The following is an 18,013-nucleotide window of genomic DNA, read 5'->3' as shown; positions in this document are numbered from 1 at the left end:
AGCAAGCCCCCTCCCACAGGTCCCCTCGGTGTAGACCTGAAACGCTGTTCAACGCCCTTGTAATTTTCTCTATCACTGCCGCCCGCGCTCGACTATTGTGGCAACTGTCCCCGTACACTTCTAAACTGTGCTGGTATGTTTCACACAAAAATAAAATGCCCGTGAAATCGAGTGCTGCGTCATGACCAATCTGTTGCTTTACCAACGTATCGCCCAGCAACTGGCTGAGGACATCCGGCGCGGTGTCTATCAACCCGGTGAGCGTGTGCCTTCGGTACGCAAAATGAGCTCACAGCTCAACGTCAGCCATGCCACCGTGTTGCAGGCCTACGCCAACCTGGAAGACCAGGGGCTGATCCGGGCGCGGCCGCAATCGGGTTATTACGTGCACCAGACGCCTGCGCTCACGGCGCCCACGCCAGACATCGCGCGGGTCGAACGCCCGGGGTTGGTCACCCGCAGCAGCATCATTCAGCAAGTGTTGGTCGAGTCGCGCCGCGAAGGCGTATTCCCGTTGGGCGCTGCCGTGCCGAGTGTCGACTACCTGCCCGTGCGGGCGCTGCACCAGCAGTTGGCCAAGGTCACGCGGTTCCAGAGCCCACGGGCATTCAGTTACATGTTCAGCCCGGGGTTTGAACCGCTGCGCCGCCAAGTGGCGATTCGCATGCGTGATGCAGGCGTCGTGGTAGACCCGTCTGAAGTGGTGATCACCCACGGCTGTGTCGATGCATTGCAGATGTCTTTGCGGGTACTGACCCGCCCTGGCGACTTGATCGCCGCCGAGTCACCGACCTATTACGGCTTGCTGCAACTGGCCGACCTGTTGGGCCTCAAGGTCATCGAAATTCCCAGCGACCCGGCCACCGGCATGAGCCTTGAGGCCCTGCAACTGGCCGCCAACCAATGGTCGATCAAGGCCCTGGTATTGACCACGCGCCTGAGCAACCCGTTGGGCGCGACCATGCCCGAGGAGCGGCAGAAACAGTTGCTGCGCCTGGCCTCGGATTTCGATATCCAGATCGTTGAGGACGATATTTACGGCGAACTGATGTTTGAGCCGGGCCGCACCAAGGCCTTGAAAGCCTACGACCGCCTCGACCGGGTGATTTACTGCTCGAGTTTTTCCAAGACCTTGTCGCCCGGTGTGCGCATCGGCTGGATGATCGCCGGTAAATACCAGCAGGAAATCCAGCGGCTGCAGATGTTCAGCACCCATTCGGCGTGCAGCGTCACGCAGATGGGCGTCGCGGCTTACTTGGAGAACGGCGGTTACGACCGGCACCTGCGCCACATCCGCCAGGAATACCGCAAGAACCTCAGTGCTTTCCAACTGGCCGTGCAGCAGTACTTCCCCGAAGGTACACAAATGACCCGCCCCACCGGCGGCTTTATCTTGTGGGTCAGTTTGCCGGGGCGGGTCAATACTCAAGAACTGCACGTGCGCGCACTGCAACAAGGCATCAGCATTGCGCCGGGGGTGATTTTCAGTAACACCGAACAGTTCAACCACTGTATTCGCCTCAACTGCGGTACGCCGTGGAACCGCGAGGCGGAGCGCGCATTGATGACGTTGGGGATGCTGGCCAGCCAGCTCTGCCAGGAAACCGCAGCCACAGGCTTTTAACGCCCGGTTGAGGCGCACAACCGGGACACTGCCCAAGCGCCTGCTCAATCAACACGCTTGTCATGCCGCGCACAACAAGCGAGCATATGGCCTTCTGCCGTTAATGCTGTTGGCACTATGACCTCAATTTTTCGCGCTGCTGTGGTGGTTGGTTTACTAAGCCTGTGTAACGTCGGTACGGTGCTGGCGGCCGCTGCCGTGACTGAAAGCAAGCCTGCCGCAAGTGCGGGGCAGAAGGCCCCCGCGAAGAAACCCGCACCGGCCAAAAAGGCGCCCGAAACCAAAAAGAAAGCCACTGCGGTTAAAAAGCGCAAGCCGATAGCGAGCAAGTCCAAGTCGGCGCATGAAGTGGCCAAGACCAAGCTGCCACCGGCCCAGTTGGACCTGTCCCTGCCGTCAGACATGGTCAAGCATTTGCAACCCATCGGCACCATGCCCAAACCCAAAAGTGTGCCATTGCTGCCGCCGATGTTCGCCGAGAAGCCCTCCGATAACAGCGCGTTCCAGATCAATGGGCGCTTGTTGAGCAACGAGATGAAGCTGCAATTGCGCAGCGATGAGCGCCGTGATGTGGAAGGCGCTGCGCTGGATTTCGAATTCAAGCAATAAACTTCCGGCTAAACGTGACGCCTGCCACTGACCCTCTGTCGGAGACTGGTCAGTCACTTTGGTTTTTGCGAAAAACCCCTGTTGGACCATTTTAAAACGGCTGTTTTAGGGCGTACTCTAGCCCCGCCATCCTATTGAGTCGTCGAGGACCTGCTGTTCATGAAATGCCGTGAAGGCTGTGGCGCTTGCTGCATTGCCCCCTCTATCAGTTCGCCATTACCGGGAATGCCCATGGGCAAACCTGCGGGCGAACGCTGCCTGCACTTGTCGGTCGAACAGCTATGCCAGCTTTTCGGGCAACCGGAGCGGCCAGCGGTGTGCAGTGATTTCAAGGCCGACATTGAGGTCTGCGGCACCGATCAGCCCGATGCGATCCGGTTGATCGGCTGGTGGGAGCAGATGACGGCGGCTTGATGGGCTTTATTATCGGAACTTCAACAATAAGGAATACAACAATGGGTTCGCTGAAACGAATGGCTGTGCTGTGCGGTTTTACGCTGTTGTTCGCCGCCACCGCCCAGGCTGAAGATTGGCAAGTCGCCAAGGACGAAGACGGTATCAAAGTGTCCTTGAGCGAAATTGCCGGCTCCAAGTACAAGGCGTATCGCGGTGTGACCGTGATCAAGGCACCGATTGCGAAGATCCAGGCCCTGCAGGAAGACGTCGCCGCTGCCTGCTCCTGGATCCACGAATGCAAGTCGCAAAAACTGCTCAAGACCGAAGGCGACAAGAGCTGGACCTACACCCAGTTCAAGGCACCGTTCCCGGTGACCGACCGCGACTCGATCCTTGAGATCACCACCTCCAAGGGCGCCGATGGCAGCATCACGCGCACATTGCTCGAAGTGCCGACCTACCAGCCAGAGGTTAAAGGTTACGTGCGTGTTGCCCAGGTAGAGGGTTTTTGGAAGCTGGTGCCCAAAGGCGACAACCAGACCGAAGTGACCTATCAGGTGCACACCGAGCCAGGTGGCAGCGTGCCGTCGTGGCTGGCCAACAAGTTTGTGGTGGACGCACCGTTCAACACGCTGAAAGCCTTGAAGCAACACGCTGAAAAATAAGTCGCATTAATCAGGTGCCTCCTGACGTGAGTGGAACGTTTGCCAAACCCTCAAGGTCCAGATAGTTGTGAGCCCAAACACGGGTTTTATCGAGGAGGCACCGATGCAAAAGTGGCAGATTACCTTCGTTGATGATCACGGCGTACAGTCCGTAGAGCAGTTCACCTGCGATCAAAAGCCAACCCTCGAAGATGCGGCGCACATGATTCGCAACAAGCTGGTTCCGGTGGCTGCGGAGCTGGACCTCAATGACCTGGAAGGCCGTAAACCCGAGCCTACGGTCAAGATCCTTAAAGACCAGAACAGTATTCAGATCCTCGACATCTCACCTGCCGCCTGAACATTCCCTGTTTGCCGTTCAAGCGCCTCTGGTGGAGGTGCCAGGTTCACGCTACTCTGCAATTGAGATCAGCGAGTGATTCGCTAAGGTTTGGTCTTGTCAGCTACATGCTTGTTTTCCAGCGGTGATGTCATAGCCGTCGCACCCGCGCCAGTAGGGCGCGGGCTTCGGGAAGCACGGAAAGTCTATCCATCAGTTTGAGGAGGACGTTTCATGAGCACAGCCTATCAAGAAGACATCAGCACCAACGTTCTGCGCCGCATGAAAGAGGGCGGCTTCGACTTCTCACGTTTTCACCCCATCGAGTTCTACGCCATTTTCCCGGATGAGGAACGGGCGCGCAGGGCTGCGGGTCGATTTCGTGGAGAGTCCCTGAACGCCCAGGTCAGCGCGCGCGATGATGGCGCCTGGTACCTGGAACTGAGCAAAATCATGTTCGCAACCTACGACGGCATAGGAGACTTCGAGCAAGATTTTGAAGCGGTGGTCGAACCGCTGGGCGGGATTATCGAAGGATGGGGCGTCAAGCAAGAGGTGCGTGGGTTACCCATGTAATTCAACGCATGTTGTATGAAAACCGCAGCGTATCGGCTGACCTTCGGGTCGGCCGATTTTGTGTCTGGCGTAGCAAAAATATTCGGAACTTGCGGTGCCATTTTCTGCACCAAAAAAAAGCACCCAAATAGGGTGGCTGAAAGGGAAGAGCGTTGCGCTGAAGCCTCAGGACGCGTCCTGTTCAGCAGATGGTGGTGATTATCCGCAAGGGTCGCCGCGCAGTGAAATCAACTCTGACTATGCTGTTGATAGCCAAAGCTCGCATTGCAATGAAGCGCGCGGCGCAAGGGTGGGCATTCTTCGCACCAGGACGGTGCGAGCAGATCCCGGTGGTAATTCAACTAACTGATTTTTAAGTGTTTATGCCGCTGGCACGGGCCTTGCGATGGTTCTTGCGTCCGGGTGACAAGGAGTACGGCATGATCCGCACTTATTACGATGAAATGTACGACGGGGCAGGCCAGGTTCGGCCTCACTACCGCGAGTTCGCCCGCTGGTTGGCCGACACCCCACCCGAACTGCTGGCACAGCGTCGGCGTGAGGCCGATTTACTGTTCCACCGCGCAGGCATCACCTTTACCCTCTACGGGGACGAGCAGGGCACCGAGCGCCTGATTCCCTTCGACACCATCCCGCGCAGCATTCCGGCGAGTGAGTGGCGGGTGGTCGAACGTGGCTGTATTCAACGGGTCAAGGCGCTGAACTTGTTTCTCGCCGACCTGTACCACGATCAACGCATCATCAAGGCCGGGATCATTCCTGCCGAACAGGTGTTGGCCAACGAGCAATACCAATTGGCAATGCAGGGCCTGAACCTGCACCGCGGCCTGTATTCCCACGTCTCTGGCGTCGATTTGGTACGTGATGGTGACGGCACCTACTACGTGCTCGAAGACAACCTGCGTACACCGAGCGGCGTCAGCTACATGCTTGAAGACCGCAAGATGATGATGCGGCTGTTCCCCGAACTGTTCGCCGCCCAGCGCATTGCGCCGATCGACCACTACCCCAACCTGCTGCTCGATACCCTGAAAAGCTCTAGCCCGCTGGATAACCCCAGCGTAGTGGTGCTGACGCCGGGGCGTTTCAACAGCGCGTTCTTCGAACACGCGTTTCTGGCCCGCGAAATGGGCGTGGAACTGGTGGAAGGCGCCGACCTGTTCGTGCGCGATGACCGCGTGTTCATGCGCACCACCGACGGCCCCAAAGCGGTGGACGTGATCTACCGTCGCCTCGACGATGCGTTCCTCGACCCGCTGGCGTTCAACCCGGATTCCATGCTCGGCGTGCCCGGCCTGCTCGCGGCGTATCGCTGCGGCAATGTGGTGCTGGCCAATGCGATTGGCACCGGGGTTGCGGATGACAAGTCGGTGTACCCGTTCGTCACCGAGATGATCCGTTTTTACCTGGACGAAGAGCCGATCCTGAAGAACGTTCCGACGTTTCAATGCCGTAAGCCCGACGAATTGTCCCACGTGCTGGCCAACCTGCCAGACCTGGTGGTCAAGGAAACCCAAGGCTCCGGCGGCTACGGCATGCTGGTGGGGCCTGCGTCTTCAAAGGCCGAAATCGAAGCCTTCCGTGCCCGCATCAAGGCCAAGCCGCATGCCTATATCGCGCAGCCGACCCTGTGTTTATCCACCTGCCCAACCTTTGTCGAAAACGGCATTGCGCCGCGCCACATCGACCTGCGCCCGTTCGTCTTGTCCGGCAAGGAAACCCGTGTGGTGCCTGGCGGCTTGACCCGCGTGGCCCTGCGCGAAGGTTCGCTGGTGGTCAACTCGTCCCAGGGCGGCGGCACCAAAGACACCTGGGTGGTCGAGGACTGATGACATGTTGAGTAGAACTGCCTCGGATTTGTATTGGATGTCGCGCTACCTGGAGCGCGCGGAAAACCTCGCGCGCATGCTCGATGTCAGCTATTCGCTGTCGCTGATGCCCCAGGATGGGCGCGGTGATGGCCTGCATGAATTGGCCATGCCGCTGTTGATCACCGGCACGCTGGAGGATTACCACGCGCGTCACGGTGAACTGCATGCCGAACGCCTGCTGCACTTTTTTGCGCTGGACGCGGCCAACCCGGCCAGCATCTACAGTTGCCTCGGCGCCGCGCGGGCCAGCGCGCATGCGGTGCGTGGGCGAATCACCGCCGACATGTGGGAAAACATCAACGCCACCTGGCTGGATATTCGCGAGATCGCCCAGCAAGGGCTTAGCCGTTATGGCATGAGCCGCTTCTGTGAGTGGGTCAAGGAGCGTTCGCACCTGTTCCGGGGCGCCACCTACGGCACCATCATGCGTAACGATGCCTTCCGTTTTATCCGTTTGGGCACGTTTATCGAGCGCGCCGACAACACCCTGCGCCTGCTCGACGCGCGCTACGAAATGGCTGGCGACCAAGCCGCAGCCGTCACCGATGGCACCGCCCACGCCTACTACCAGTGGAGCGCGTTGCTGCGCGCGTTGTCCTCGTTCGAGGCCTACACCGAGATTTATCGCGACGCCCCCGGCGCCCGGCAAGTGGCGGAACTGCTGCTGTTGCGCGCCGATGTGCCGCGCTCGCTGCGCGCGTGCAGCGAGGAGATTGACCAGATCCTCGCCAGCCTGCCCGGCCTCAACGGCCGCCCGGCCCAGCGCCTGGCCGCCGAGATGGACGCCCGCCTGCGCTTTACCGCCATCGACGAAATCCTCGAGGAAGGCCTGCACGCCTGGCTGACCGACTTCATCCCCCTGGTCCGCCAGTTGGGCGACGCCATCTACAGCTCCTACCTGGAGGCCGCATGAGACTCTCCATCAGCCACGAAACCACCTACCACTACGAAGACAAGGTGCGCGCGAGCATTCAATACCTGCGCCTCACGCCCCACGACAGCGAGCGCCAGCAAGTCATCAGTTGGCAGCTCGACCTGCCGCGCCCGGTGCGCGCGCAGGTGACCCGTTCGGCAACATCCTGCATGTGCTGACCCTGGACGAACCCCACGATGCGATCATCATCGGCGCGCGTGGCCAAGTGGATATTGATGAGTTGCGCGAGGCCGAACACGAAAGCCAGTCGGCGTTCCCGTTCCTGCGCAGCACCCGCCTGACCGAGCCCGACGAGGCCCTGCGACGCTTCGCCGCGCAGCACTGCCATCAACGTCGCGACCGCACCGCGTTGATCGACTTGATGCATGCGCTCAACCAATCGATGGTCTACACGCCCGGCGCCACTGAAGTCGACACCTGCGCCGCCAAGGCCTTCGCCGGGCGTGCAGGTGTGTGCCAGGACCACACCCATGCGTTCCTGGCGTGCGCGCGCAGCCTGGGCATTCCTGCGCGGTATGTGTCGGGGTATTTGTACACCGAAGACAGCACCCATCTGGCCAGCCACGCCTGGGCGGAAGCCTGGTTGGATGACGCCTGGTACAGCTTTGACGTGACCAACCAACTGGCCCGGCCGGAACGGCATTTGAAACTGGCGGTGGGCCTGGATTATTTGGATGCGTGCCCGGTACGCGGCATGCGCCGTGGCGGCGGGCATGAACAGATGCACGCCAAGGTGTTCGTAGCGCCGACGCCGGTGGTATCAGTGCAGCAGCAGTAGGGCACGGGTGCCGTGGGCAGCCGGCTTGTTGTGAAGACCTGACGTGGTGTGAGGCTCAGGCTTTTTGTGGCGAGCGAGCAAGCCCGCTCGCCACAAACTAGAACCTCTCAAGGCTGTTGCTTGCGCCCCGCCATATGCTTCAAATACCCCAGCAACAAATCCAGCTCGCCGTCAGGCAGCACGCTGGCTGCAAACGCCGGCATTTTCGCCTGTGGCCACTGCCGCAGGCTTTGCGGGTCGCGGATATAGCGCTTGAGAAAGTCGCCACTGAAATACTCCGTGGGGTTATAGGGAATATTCAGGTCTGGCCCCACGTGCGCATCACCCGCACCATTCAGGCGGTGGCACGCCAGGCAGTTTTTCTGAAACACCAAAAACCCTTGGTTGATCGGATCATTCGCGGCCAACGTCGGGTCCGGCAGCAACGCCGGAAAGCGCTCCGCCACCGTCTTCAACTGCTTGATCCCCACGATCTGGAACGGCCACTGTTCCGGGCCGATCCTGCCAGCCTGCGGATCGGTCCACACCAGATAGAACGGCCCGGCACTCGGCTTGCCCTCCGCCAGCGCCGGCCAAGGGTTTGCCGGGTCTTCCACCGCCAACCAGGCACGCGCGCCGTGCGTTCGCAGCAGCGGCGCAGCCGTCAGCTCTGCCGCAAAACCGTCGAGTGCCACGGCCTGCAGATGATTGGCAGGCGTCAGGCCCGGTAACAGCGCCGCCAACGGCACTGCGCGATACGTCATGTTGCGCTTGTAGGAAACGTCATCGGTGATCTGCACCGTTTGCACATCCGGGTGCGTGAGCAGGTCAGCGGTCTGCCAGGTCTTGCTGGTGTGGTCCAGCTCAACGGTCAGTTGCGCGGCCCAGGCCGGCAGGGCCAGCAGGGCGGCGAACAAGGCGAGGATCAGTTTCAAGAGGGCGGCCCTTTCGACGTGGCGATGAGGCGAATGCCCGCCGAAATCTATACGTAAAAAGGCAGCCCCTGCAACAGGACCGCTATTCGCAATGTCCCGGCAGGTGCTGCCAAAAGCTGCAGTCCCGGTGCACGGTGTGCACGGAATGTGAGGGTCGGGCCGTTAACCAATGATTTTGGTTAAGTTGGGCAAGATCAGAATCAGTGTGGTGGCGAAGAGAATAAGTCCCGCCTGACGTACTTTCGAATGTTTGAACATGGCTGACTGCCTTTTGTTGTTATTCCTGAGCGTCAAACGCGTGTCGGAGAATTCCAGTATCGCGACGTGACGTTGCACTTTTCTTACAGCTACTCCGGCAAAACCCGGCAGCAACTTCCTTACTGATTGAACCTTAGAGCCCTCGTTCTCCGCGCCTTAGATCCATTTCGTATCAACGGGTAAGTTTTTTCGCTAAAAAATGCATGAGGCCTATCGCCACATTCCCGCCAATGCCTCGGCTAGACAGCTAAAACGATTAATCAGCGGTTTCCGGTGGCTGCCTACCGTTCGTCCGAGTGATCAGGTCAACAGCAACCAGCGCCTTCGCCAATGAAACCGTGTCAATCGGGCCATGGCGCCGTTTGCAAAGTGCATCCGCCGGGGTTGCGTTGGCAGGGTATTTCGAGGCAGGCTCTGAGCTGTTGATTATTCCAACCACTGTGTCAGGTATTTTATGTCGCTACGCGTCTGTATCCTGGAAACCGATATCCTGCGTCCAGGCTTGATCGATCAGTACCAAGGGTATGGGCAGATGTTCAAGCGCCTGTTCTCCAAGCAGCCGATTGCCGCCGAATTTGTCATCTACAACGTGGTGCAGGGCGAATACCCGTCGGATGATGAAGTGTTTGATGCGTACCTGATCACCGGCAGCAAGGCCGATTCTTTCGGCACCGACCCGTGGATCCAGACCCTCAAGACCTACGTGCTCGACCGCTATGCACGCGGTGACAAGTTGCTGGGCATCTGTTTCGGCCACCAATTATTGGCGCTGCTGCTGGGCGGTAAAACCGAACGCGCGAGCAAGGGCTGGGGCATGGGCATTCACGACTATAAGCTCAACGCCAAGGCGCCCTGGATGAGCCCGGTAGTGGAGGAACTGACCCTGCTGATCAGCCACCAAGACCAAGTGACCAGCCTGCCGGAAAATGCCACGGTGATCGCTTCCAGCGATTTTTGCCCATTTGCCGCTTACCACATCGAAGACCAAGTGCTGTGCTTTCAGGGCCACCCGGAATTCATCCACGACTATTCGCGCGAACTGCTTGAGATTCTTCAGACAACGCTGGGCGAAAAGGTCTACACCAATGGTGTTGCCAGCCTGGCGCGCGACCACCACGGGGCCACCGTGGCGGAATGGATGATGCGCTTTGTCGCGCACACGCCACGCGCGGCTAAAGCCAGCCCGAACGCTTGAAGCTGGCCCACAAACTGGTGCAGCCCACGCCAATAAACCCGAGCACTGCAAAATAGCCGTAGTGCCATTGCAGCTCGGGCATGTTCTGAAAATTCATCCCGTAAATACCCGCCACCGCCGTGGGGAACGCCAGAATCGCCGCCCACGCGGCGAACTTGCGTTGCACCACGCTCTGCCGCGAAGCCTCCAGTAACACGCCGATCTCGATGGTTTCGCTGGCAATATCGCGCAACGTGGCCAGGTCTTCCATCTGCCGCGTGACGTGGATCTGCACATCGCGAAAATACGGGCGCATGTTCTTGTCGATAAACGGGAAGCTCAGTTTCTGCAGTTCCTCGCTGATCTCCACCATCGGCGCCACATACCGGCGCAAGCGCAGCACGTCGCGGCGCAGGCCGTGGAGGTTCTGAATGTCGCGCTCGTTCAACGAATTGCACAGCACGTTGCGCTCCAGCTCATCAATCTCGGCGTGGATCGCCTCGCTGACCGGCTGGTAGTTCTCGGTGACAAAATCCAGCAGCGCATACAGTACGAAATCTTCCCCATGTTCCAGCAACAGCGGCCGCGCCTCACAACGTTGGCGCACATAGCCGTAGGACGCTGAGTGGCCGTTGCGGGCGGTGATGATGTAGCCCTTGCCGGCAAAAATATGCGTTTCGATAAACACCAGTTTGCCGTTGTCGCGCACCGGTGAATAAGTGACGATAAACAGCGCATCGCCGAAGGTTTCAAGCTTCGGGCGGCTGTGCTTTTCCAGCGCGTCTTCGATGGCCAATTCATGCAGGTTGAACTGGCGTTGCAGGTTATTCAGCTCCTGCTCGTTGGGCTCTTCAAGGCCGATCCACACAAAGTGATCGGGTTTGGCGGCCCAGGCTGCGCCTTCGTCGAGGGTAATATCAGTAACTTTCTTACCGGCGCTGTACACGGCGGCCGCAACAACTCTACCCATGGTGCTGATCGCTTCTGATTGGGAGGACAAATGTTGGGCAGCTTAGCCTGAATGGCGTTCCATTGGTGCGTGTAGGTGGGCGCTTTTTGTGGCGAGCCAATCAGTCGGTTTTCAGCTCGCGGTCCAGCGCTGCGATAGCGTCATTCATCTGCTCCTGGCAACTCTGCATCAAGCGTGGGACGTCATCCGACGTCAGCCCGGCAGTAGGAATTGGCGGCAACGAGCGTATGAGTACATCACCACTGTTCCAGCGATTAAGCCGCATGTGCGTCACATAATTGCTCACGCACACCTGCACGATTGGCACGCCGGCCGTAATCGCCATATGAAACGCGCCTTTCTTGAACGGCAACAGGCCCTTGCCCACATTACGCGTGCCTTCCGGGAACACCCAGATCGAGGTGTCCTCATGCTGCAAGGTATGGGTGGTGGTGAGCATCGCGCGGCGTGCCTTGTGCGCGTTGCCGCGGTCGATCAACACATTGCCCGCCAGCCAGAACAACTGGCCAAACAACGGCACCCATTTCAGGCTTTTTTTGGCGATACACACGGTGCGATGAGGCACCACGGTGCCGAGCACAAACAGGTCGTAGTTGGACTGATGGTTGGCGATGATCACACACGGGCCGGGCTTGTTACGCAGGGAGTCGACATCAGCCTTGACGTTTAAACGCAACATCCACATCGCAGGAATTGCGTACAAGCGAGCGCACAGGCGGCTGTTGTCCGGGTTGAACGGCCGGCAGATCCCTAACAGCACGCCCAGCACACCGGCAAGCATAAAGTGCAGGCTCATCAACAACATACGTAACAAAAAAAGCATCGATACGGCCCATCGGGACAAAAGTTGGCGCAGTGTACGGATGTGCACTGTATTCGGCAATTGCCCCTACAGACGTAGGAGATAGGCGATGTTTAAGCACATGTTTCAACGTATGCAAACACCACCCGGCCAGAGCGGCTAAAGAGGTTTCGGATTTTTTTGTAAGAAAAAGCCCAACTCAAGGTTGGGCTATGGCGCAGCGCATGCAACGGTGTCAGCTCAGGATATGGCCCTGGTCCTGAATGATTGCATCATCCAACGCTTCCAACAGCGCCTTACGCACCTTCAATTTGGTGTGCTTGTGAGCGTTCATGTTGATCTTTTTCAACTGCCGCGCTGCTTCCAGCGCCGCTGCGTGTAGCGCCTCCGGTGCCACCACCTTATCGAGGAAGCCAGCACCCAACGCGCCCTGCGGGTCAAACATCTCGGCATTGATCACCGACCGATGAAACGCCGACTTGCGCAAGCGATCACGTGCCAACTCGATACCGGCATGGTGCATGGTCATGCCAATCGCCACTTCATTCAGGCCAATGCTGAACGGGCCTTCCACACCAATCCGATAATCCGCCGACAGCAACAGGAACGCGCCCTTGGCCACCGCATGCCCAGGGCACGCCACAATCACCGGAAACGGGTGCGACAACAAACGACGCGCCAACGTCGAGCCCGACGTCACCAGCCCGATTGCCTCTTTAGGGCCTGCCGTCATCACCTTCAAATCATAACCACCCGACAAAATGCCCGGCGTCCCGGTGATGATCACCACCGCCCGATCCTGCTCGGCCCGATCCAGCGCCGCATTAAACTCGCTGACCACCGCCGGAGAAATGGCATTCACCTTGCCGTTGCTCAAGGTCAGGGTCGCGATACCGTCTTCGAGGTGGTAAGCAATCAACTCACTCATGACGCGGTTCCTTGTAAGGCTTGTTATAAAGAGGCTGTTTATAGCCATGCATACACAGACGTTACCCACCACGCCCGCCCCGGTAAAGCGCCGTGACTGACTGCCCAGTCAGGCTTTCGCCGCATCCCCAAGGGTAGACGGCCCGGAGCAGGGCGCAGCCGCCGCCCCTAACGCCTAGCGCCGATGCCCGAGAATGGCACAATCGCCACCCCTCGCTGAGCGGGTAGCTGCATTACCGTCTAAGCGCATGAAAATTCTCAAAAAAACCTTTGCCATCAGAAAGGCTTTCGACTACATTAGCGCGCCTCGACAGACTGAACTGGTTTGACGAGATACGGTGAAGTGTCCGAGTGGCTTAAGGAGCACGCCTGGAAAGTGTGTATACAAGAAATTGTATCGAGAGTTCGAATCTCTCCTTCACCGCCAAATTTATACCTAAAGGCCCCATAAATGGGGCCTTTTTGCATTCTACGGTTTTTGTTCCCCCATTTGTCCCCCCACTCGGATTTTGGAAAGATGTCCTTGTCGTCAGGTAGTTCGCGATAGGGCGCTTTTCTTTCTTGGCAATCTACGCTGGCGCTTGTGTTCAAATCGGGATCCGAGCTGCGCTGGTGGGCGTTGGCGTCGCTGCCACTGAAGGGCTCGGCTAGCTCGGCGCTCTTTCCATGCTGCGAGAGAGTTGCTCATTGAGAAATGCCGTTGGACTTTTGCCTGTAACCTTTTTTAGTGTTTTTGCGTAAAGCGCTTCGCTTTGGCTCTTCTGCTCCTCTGAGAGGCTGTCGATTGAGAGCTCTACGGCTTCCATCATGACGATGCGCTGCGTGAGTTCCGTGACGCACTTCTGGAGTGCTAGGTATAGGGAGTCCAGCCTCTTTTTCAGTTGCAGCTCCTTTTCTGCGGCCCTTTTGGCGGCATTTTTAGCAACGGTTTTCTGCTGGGCGGCCTGCTCGTATTCATCAGAGAGCAGGCTCTCAAGAAAATTGGTAATGCTGCTTTTGTTCTGCTTCGCCAGCTTGTTCAGTTTTTGCTTCGCCTGTTCTGAGAGCACGAAACTGCAGGCTTTTTTCTTTGCGTTCTTGTCCGCTTTTCTTCGCTGAGCCTGGGTCCAGGCCAGCTTCATTGTCAGTAAGAGCGCAGAGTCTTTTGTCCTTTCTTGACTTAGCCAGGCATCGAAATTGGTGGCTGAGATGGGCGCGCCTTCGTGTGTCTCTCCCTTGGTACGAAGGTGCTTCGTAGCCCATTTCAACTGATCTATATCCTTCATATTGAGCCAGTCACTGCCTGCCATCGTGCTCTCCATAGTATTTTTACCTAGATTTATCTCACTGTACCTTGGCTGAGATACTAAGTGTAATACTCAATAATTACTTAGTAATCGGTGTTTATTAAAACAGGGTGTATTTTCTGTGCCAAAATAAAGATGTGGCTTAACTGGATTAGGAAATTAATGTGAGCGAGATGCTGCTTTCAGTGCTGCTCAGTAAGGCGAAAGGGATCAGTCCTGAAGCAAAGTATGTATTGGTACGCTTGGTTGAGTGCGGTTTGGTTGCAGGGCCCATTTGCTCGGGTGTTAAAGAGCTAGCAGGGCGATTTGGAATTTCAGATAGCCAGATGGGCGCAGCACTGAATTCGTTGACCGCTGCTAAGGTCCTGATTCGTCGGGACTTGGTGAGCGGGCAAGGGCGCCCCAAAAGACAATATGAGTTGGCGCCAGGCGACGTTGAGCAGGTTGGTCTGAATGACGTGTCTAAGGTGGTCCATGCCAGAGTAATCCATCACCTTTTAAAGCATGAGAGCAAGGCGCTTCAGTTGTCAGATGTTGCCATGCAGCAAAAGGGGCCGCTCGAAGGCGCCCCCCTTGCTCATGTCCGAGCAAGCCGGAAGCAGGGCCGACTGAGTGTCGTAAATCGTTTGCTGCTTGCAGTGCTGTTATGCCGCGCTGATCGATTTGGTGTTGTGCGGGATTTAGGTCGTGCAGAGCTCTCGCGGTTAACTGGGCTAAGTCAGGAGCGTTTGAAGAACCGAATTCGGACCTTGCTCGATAGTGGTTTGATCCGGGCATACACACCGGGTGCAACAGGATCAGTCATCTTCAAAAAGACCAAAAGCGTTTACTACCTCAATCTGCACCATCCAGAGTTGAATTGTGGGCAGCGCTTGCCGATTTTATTGGTGTCGGTTGATCGCGTGCCGACTGAGGACAACGATGTTGACGTAGTAGATGGCATCTTCAAGTCAGGCCGGGAGTTGCGTAGCCAATTGACTGGCGAAGTTCGTAAGTTTTTTAAAGATAGCCACGAGCAAGGGCTGGCCCCTTTCATGAGGGGAAGGCTTGATTTGTATGCGGGATACCTGCTTTCTCATCATTGGAGTGTGCTTGGTGAGGGTGAGGGTGAGGCAGAGCTGGCTCAGTTGATCAAGCTCGATTTGCTTGGCGCTCCTGATGCGGAGGACTCCCAACGGCTTGCCACCTATTTGTGTGACCAAGCTGGAAACGTGGCGAGAGGTGTTAGAGGTGGCTGGTTTCAGGGCAAATCGGCATTGATCGATGGCATGGATTTCGAGGAATTGGATTACGTGCTTCTCCCTATGCGAGAGGTTGCGTATAAGTCGCGCAATGATCGGTTCTATCCTTCGCGAGCCGTTCTGGCGTTACCTCCGGATGACGTAGTGTGCGCGGGAAAATTGCATGTTGTGGAGTTTGGGCTTGGTAATCAGCTGAAAGTGCAGGTTTTTAGTAGCTTGGAGACGGTTTCTAATGCAGAGCAATATTTGTATGGCTTACTGACTCCGCCAGAAGGTGAATTGTCTGTTTGAGGTGCTGGGGCCGGGGGCTGGCAAAAACTGTACGGAGGCTAACCGTAGTTTTTTACCCGTCCTGCCAATCCTCTGAACGAACAGAGGAGTCCCGTTCATGAGGATCATTCGCCTGAAAGACGTCATCGACTCAACTGGTCTGGGTCGGTCTACCATCTATAAGTACATCGCAGACGGAGCCTTCCCTAAGCCTGTTTCGCTGGGAGAGCGCAGCGTTGGTTGGGTTGAAGGTGAGATACACGATTGGATTTTGGCCAGGATTGAGGCGCGCGACCTGGCCGAATGAGTTGCGTGAAAGAGTTGCCATACCGGCATAAACGCCATGACTGGCAGCGAGCCAGTCATCGTTTATGCGATGGTGAGCAGGCGGTTCTCAGCTAACTCCCACATATGGCCTTTTGGTCGATCTCCTGCTTGGCTTGGCAATAGTTTGCCGATTGGTTCATATGGAGCGGGTACGAGCACCAAGTACAGAGCTGTATCTAGTTATATAGATAAATAGATAGCTTCCAGATAATCAATAAACAGACATCAGTAAGCAACCGAACAGAAAGCAATCAACCTTTGGCCCAGTGATCACGGCTTCCTAGGAATAGCTCACCGGTTAAAAAATGCATGGACGGTATCTGGTATGGGAACAACCACCAGGTACACAACCATGACCAATAGCAATGCCCACCCCCCTCTCTCGCAATCCGATATTGCCATCCAGATTGAGCGGCTCGTTAAGGCCATCGAACAACACGACACGCCAGCATTCCGGCTGTCAGGTACACGCTCAGGTCATAAGCAAATTGAGCCGACCAGGCTCTCCAAGTACTTCAAGTGCGTCCAGCAAATGATTGACTTGTTCGATGATCGCTGCAAATACCGTTACAGCGAACACCTGCAAGCGTTCCAGGACGCCTGTCAAGATATTGGTCTGGAGCGGAGCCCTACAGGTCCTGTCTGCTTGAATGAGGAGGGTACGATCTACCTCGACCATCACCGCAGTATGAACGTTCTTGTCATCCGGATCCGTCAGTTGACTCGTGAACAATGGTATCGACGTGAGAAAGGGGACCGTCGTTATCTGGCCAGGCAGCAAGCGGACCGGGTCTGTGAATACTCCGACGCTATGATTGATCGCTACTCGCGGACTCTGATCATTAGGGTCAATCTGTATTACTACCAGAAGGTTCAGGCTAGGCAGCGTGTCGAACAAGTATTCGGCGATCTAGACCGGTTTATTGCTGAGCGTGAGCGTAACCCGATTTTCGACCACCTCATTGGCTATATCTGTGTGGTAGAGCAGGGCGTTGATCGTGGCTATCACCTCCATGCGGCCTTCTTCTTCAACGGCAATGAAGTGCGCGGAGATGTTTACAAGGCTGAGCAAATTGGTGAGCTGTGGAAAGATATTACTCGGGGGCAGGGCTACTTCAACAGCTGTAACCACGAAAAGGAAAAGTACAAAGACGACGACAGACTGGGTATAGGCATGATCCTTCGTAGTGCCCTGAAGGTCCGCAGTCATGTCCACTATGCGATGCGCTACCTGGTCAAGGACGATCAGCAGTTGCGGCTGAAGCCTGTCGGCGCTCGATGCTTGCGGATAGGGCAGATAGCTACCCCTCGAGTGTGAACTTGATGTCGGAAGTTTCTATGTGAATTGCAGCAAACACCTTACTGCTGTCCCAGTGCTCGCTAGGCAATGCCATACGTCGAAACGGAACCTATTATTTTTGGGTTGTAGTCCTCATATGAGTTTTCATATGGAGAACGTTGATGTCCAACAATATCTGCGCTTGCTGTGGCTTGTCGTTTGAAAAACGTCCCCAAGTACCCAACCAAACCTACTGTTCGCTACCAGCCTGTCAGCGAGTACGACGCCAGCGCTGGCAACGCGACAAGATGCAAAGCGATCCTGATTATCGGGATAACCAGAGCCGCAATCAGCGTGCGTGGCTGGATCGCCATCCGGAATATTGGCGTAATTATCGGGACGCTCACCCCGAATACGTCAAGCGAAACAAATCACGCCAGCGATCCAAGCACGATCTGCAGCAGGAAGTCGATCTTGCAAAGATGGACGTGTCACAGGTGACGGTGCTGCGACCTGGGCTCTATCGGATTGAGTTAGTTCCCAGCGGTGAGGCGGTCTGCTGCGAGGCGTTGATCGTCGAGATCACGCCATTGTGCATCGGTTGCCCGTGCAAAAAGGACGGGTGCAAAGATAGGACGTGATGGTCATTCCGCTGGTTAGGCGTTAATTACGAACCCAAATGAGTTCTCGATCATCCTGCGTGGCAGCAATCTCAACGACGTGCGCTTTGGTTGGTTTTTCTCTGGACGAGGCCCGTGCGAAGATGTGAAAGGAAGACCCGAGAGCAAGCACA

At 56.8% G+C, this 18,013-nt stretch carries 18 protein-coding genes, 1 tRNA gene and 1 pseudogene; 15 read left to right on the top strand and 5 right to left on the bottom strand.

Annotated features, from left to right (window positions below; translation table 11 throughout):
* The first annotated feature begins 181 nt into the window (after positions 1-181).
* The 9 genes and pseudogenes from F0169_RS04385 to F0169_RS04345 all read left to right on the top strand — a co-directional run bounded on the left by F0169_RS04385 (position 182) and on the right by F0169_RS04345 (position 7,772).
* A complete protein-coding gene (locus F0169_RS04385; protein WP_058412318.1) occupies positions 182-1,624 on the top strand; it encodes an aminotransferase-like domain-containing protein in 1,443 nt (480 codons plus the stop codon).
* A 117-nt stretch (positions 1,625-1,741) separates the two neighbouring features.
* Complete coding sequence (locus F0169_RS04380; RefSeq protein WP_058412317.1) at positions 1,742-2,233, top strand: hypothetical protein; 492 nt, start codon at positions 1,742-1,744, stop codon at positions 2,231-2,233.
* 159 nt (positions 2,234-2,392) lie between these two features.
* Positions 2,393-2,647, top strand: coding sequence for a YkgJ family cysteine cluster protein (locus F0169_RS04375; protein ID WP_058412316.1), 255 nt, complete (start codon positions 2,393-2,395; stop codon positions 2,645-2,647).
* A gap of 41 nt (positions 2,648-2,688) precedes the next feature.
* On the top strand, positions 2,689-3,294 hold the full coding sequence (locus tag F0169_RS04370) for an START domain-containing protein (protein WP_058412315.1): 606 nt from the start codon (positions 2,689-2,691) through the stop codon (positions 3,292-3,294).
* Positions 3,295-3,397: 103 nt separating this feature from the next.
* Positions 3,398-3,634 (top strand): hypothetical protein, encoded by a 237-nt coding sequence (locus F0169_RS04365; protein WP_058412314.1) that lies wholly within the window; start codon positions 3,398-3,400, stop codon positions 3,632-3,634.
* Positions 3,635-3,847: 213 nt separating this feature from the next.
* Positions 3,848-4,189 carry a ribonuclease E inhibitor RraB gene (locus tag F0169_RS04360; RefSeq protein WP_003193463.1) on the top strand — a complete coding sequence of 114 codons (342 nt, stop codon included), beginning with the start codon at positions 3,848-3,850 and terminating at the stop codon, positions 4,187-4,189.
* Between the two features lie 419 nt (positions 4,190-4,608).
* Positions 4,609-6,018 (top strand): circularly permuted type 2 ATP-grasp protein, encoded by a 1,410-nt coding sequence (locus tag F0169_RS04355; protein WP_152745743.1) that lies wholly within the window; start codon positions 4,609-4,611, stop codon positions 6,016-6,018.
* Positions 6,019-6,022: 4 nt separating this feature from the next.
* Positions 6,023-6,973 (top strand): alpha-E domain-containing protein, encoded by a 951-nt coding sequence (locus tag F0169_RS04350; RefSeq protein ID WP_058412312.1) that lies wholly within the window; start codon positions 6,023-6,025, stop codon positions 6,971-6,973.
* A pseudogene (locus F0169_RS04345) lies at positions 6,970-7,772 on the top strand (transglutaminase family protein). Before F0169_RS04350 ends, F0169_RS04345 begins: the two are co-directional and overlap by 4 nt.
* Positions 7,773-7,879: 107 nt before the next feature.
* On the opposite strand, the gene F0169_RS04340 reads toward F0169_RS04345, so the two are convergent.
* A complete protein-coding gene (locus F0169_RS04340; RefSeq protein WP_152745741.1) occupies positions 7,880-8,686 on the bottom strand; it encodes a c-type cytochrome in 807 nt (268 codons plus the stop codon).
* Between the two features lie 712 nt (positions 8,687-9,398).
* Between F0169_RS04340 and F0169_RS04335 the strand changes: the two genes are divergently transcribed.
* Positions 9,399-10,139, top strand: coding sequence for an amidotransferase (locus F0169_RS04335; protein ID WP_152745739.1), 741 nt, complete (start codon positions 9,399-9,401; stop codon positions 10,137-10,139).
* On the opposite strand, the gene F0169_RS04330 is transcribed toward F0169_RS04335, so the two are convergent.
* From F0169_RS04330 to F0169_RS04320, 3 genes are all read right to left on the bottom strand, one after another.
* Entirely contained in the window at positions 10,117-11,088 is a 972-nt protein-coding gene (locus tag F0169_RS04330; protein WP_099240750.1) for a magnesium and cobalt transport protein CorA, read from the bottom strand. The two genes, F0169_RS04335 and F0169_RS04330, sit on opposite strands and share 23 nt — an antisense overlap.
* A 100-nt stretch (positions 11,089-11,188) precedes the next feature.
* Entirely contained in the window at positions 11,189-11,911 is a 723-nt protein-coding gene (locus F0169_RS04325; protein WP_152745737.1) for a lysophospholipid acyltransferase family protein, read from the bottom strand.
* 214 nt (positions 11,912-12,125) lie between these two features.
* Positions 12,126-12,818, bottom strand: a complete 693-nt coding sequence (locus F0169_RS04320; RefSeq protein ID WP_122250233.1) for a crotonase/enoyl-CoA hydratase family protein — start codon at positions 12,816-12,818, stop codon at positions 12,126-12,128.
* Positions 12,819-13,154: 336 nt separating this feature from the next.
* On the opposite strand from F0169_RS04320, the gene F0169_RS04315 reads away from it, so the two are divergent.
* Positions 13,155-13,244, top strand: a tRNA-Ser gene (locus F0169_RS04315).
* A gap of 220 nt (positions 13,245-13,464) precedes the next feature.
* On the opposite strand, the gene F0169_RS04310 is transcribed toward F0169_RS04315, so the two are convergent.
* Entirely contained in the window at positions 13,465-14,106 is a 642-nt protein-coding gene (locus tag F0169_RS04310) for a hypothetical protein (RefSeq protein WP_152745735.1), read from the bottom strand.
* Between the two features lie 161 nt (positions 14,107-14,267).
* Here F0169_RS04310 and F0169_RS04305 point away from each other — a divergent pair, with 161 nt between their 5' ends.
* The 4 genes from F0169_RS04305 (at position 14,268) to F0169_RS04290 (ending at position 17,861) form a co-directional block, all read left to right on the top strand.
* The gene (locus F0169_RS04305; RefSeq protein ID WP_152745733.1) at positions 14,268-15,635 is read left to right on the top strand and encodes a helix-turn-helix domain-containing protein; all 1,368 of its coding nucleotides are present in this window, start codon (positions 14,268-14,270) and stop codon (positions 15,633-15,635) included.
* A gap of 97 nt (positions 15,636-15,732) precedes the next feature.
* Positions 15,733-15,921 carry an AlpA family transcriptional regulator gene (locus F0169_RS04300; protein ID WP_034120744.1) on the top strand — a complete coding sequence of 63 codons (189 nt, stop codon included), beginning with the start codon at positions 15,733-15,735 and terminating at the stop codon, positions 15,919-15,921.
* A gap of 372 nt (positions 15,922-16,293) precedes the next feature.
* Positions 16,294-17,259, top strand: a complete 966-nt coding sequence (locus tag F0169_RS04295; protein WP_152745731.1) for a YagK/YfjJ domain-containing protein — start codon at positions 16,294-16,296, stop codon at positions 17,257-17,259.
* A 143-nt stretch (positions 17,260-17,402) separates the two neighbouring features.
* Entirely contained in the window at positions 17,403-17,861 is a 459-nt protein-coding gene (locus F0169_RS04290; protein ID WP_152745729.1) for a hypothetical protein, read from the top strand.
* Positions 17,862-18,013: the final 152 nt, after the last annotated feature.

The organism is Pseudomonas kitaguniensis, assembly GCF_009296165.1.
Classification (GTDB): Bacteria; Pseudomonadota; Gammaproteobacteria; order Pseudomonadales; family Pseudomonadaceae; genus Aquipseudomonas; species Aquipseudomonas kitaguniensis.
This window is presented reverse-complemented; position numbering and strand designations above follow the sequence as displayed.

What these genes read in the sequence shown, in the direction of transcription:
- F0169_RS04325 (WP_152745737.1), bottom strand. Translation starts at nt 11,911, where the DNA reads ATGCTTTTTTTGTTACGTATGTTGTTGATGAGCCTGCACTTTATGCTT.
- F0169_RS04380 (WP_058412317.1), top strand. Translation starts at nt 1,742, where the DNA reads ATGACCTCAATTTTTCGCGCTGCTGTGGTGGTTGGTTTACTAAGCCTG.
- F0169_RS04355 (WP_152745743.1), top strand. Translation starts at nt 4,609, where the DNA reads ATGATCCGCACTTATTACGATGAAATGTACGACGGGGCAGGCCAGGTT.
- F0169_RS04310 (WP_152745735.1), bottom strand. Translation starts at nt 14,106, where the DNA reads ATGGCAGGCAGTGACTGGCTCAATATGAAGGATATAGATCAGTTGAAA.
- F0169_RS04330 (WP_099240750.1), bottom strand. Translation starts at nt 11,088, where the DNA reads ATGGGTAGAGTTGTTGCGGCCGCCGTGTACAGCGCCGGTAAGAAAGTT.
- F0169_RS04385 (WP_058412318.1), top strand. Translation starts at nt 182, where the DNA reads ATGACCAATCTGTTGCTTTACCAACGTATCGCCCAGCAACTGGCTGAG.
- F0169_RS04335 (WP_152745739.1), top strand. Translation starts at nt 9,399, where the DNA reads ATGTCGCTACGCGTCTGTATCCTGGAAACCGATATCCTGCGTCCAGGC.
- F0169_RS04300 (WP_034120744.1), top strand. Translation starts at nt 15,733, where the DNA reads ATGAGGATCATTCGCCTGAAAGACGTCATCGACTCAACTGGTCTGGGT.
- F0169_RS04370 (WP_058412315.1), top strand. Translation starts at nt 2,689, where the DNA reads ATGGGTTCGCTGAAACGAATGGCTGTGCTGTGCGGTTTTACGCTGTTG.
- F0169_RS04375 (WP_058412316.1), top strand. Translation starts at nt 2,393, where the DNA reads ATGAAATGCCGTGAAGGCTGTGGCGCTTGCTGCATTGCCCCCTCTATC.
- F0169_RS04320 (WP_122250233.1), bottom strand. Translation starts at nt 12,818, where the DNA reads ATGAGTGAGTTGATTGCTTACCACCTCGAAGACGGTATCGCGACCCTG.
- F0169_RS04290 (WP_152745729.1), top strand. Translation starts at nt 17,403, where the DNA reads ATGTCCAACAATATCTGCGCTTGCTGTGGCTTGTCGTTTGAAAAACGT.
- F0169_RS04365 (WP_058412314.1), top strand. Translation starts at nt 3,398, where the DNA reads ATGCAAAAGTGGCAGATTACCTTCGTTGATGATCACGGCGTACAGTCC.
- F0169_RS04360 (WP_003193463.1), top strand. Translation starts at nt 3,848, where the DNA reads ATGAGCACAGCCTATCAAGAAGACATCAGCACCAACGTTCTGCGCCGC.
- F0169_RS04295 (WP_152745731.1), top strand. Translation starts at nt 16,294, where the DNA reads ATGACCAATAGCAATGCCCACCCCCCTCTCTCGCAATCCGATATTGCC.
- F0169_RS04350 (WP_058412312.1), top strand. Translation starts at nt 6,023, where the DNA reads ATGTTGAGTAGAACTGCCTCGGATTTGTATTGGATGTCGCGCTACCTG.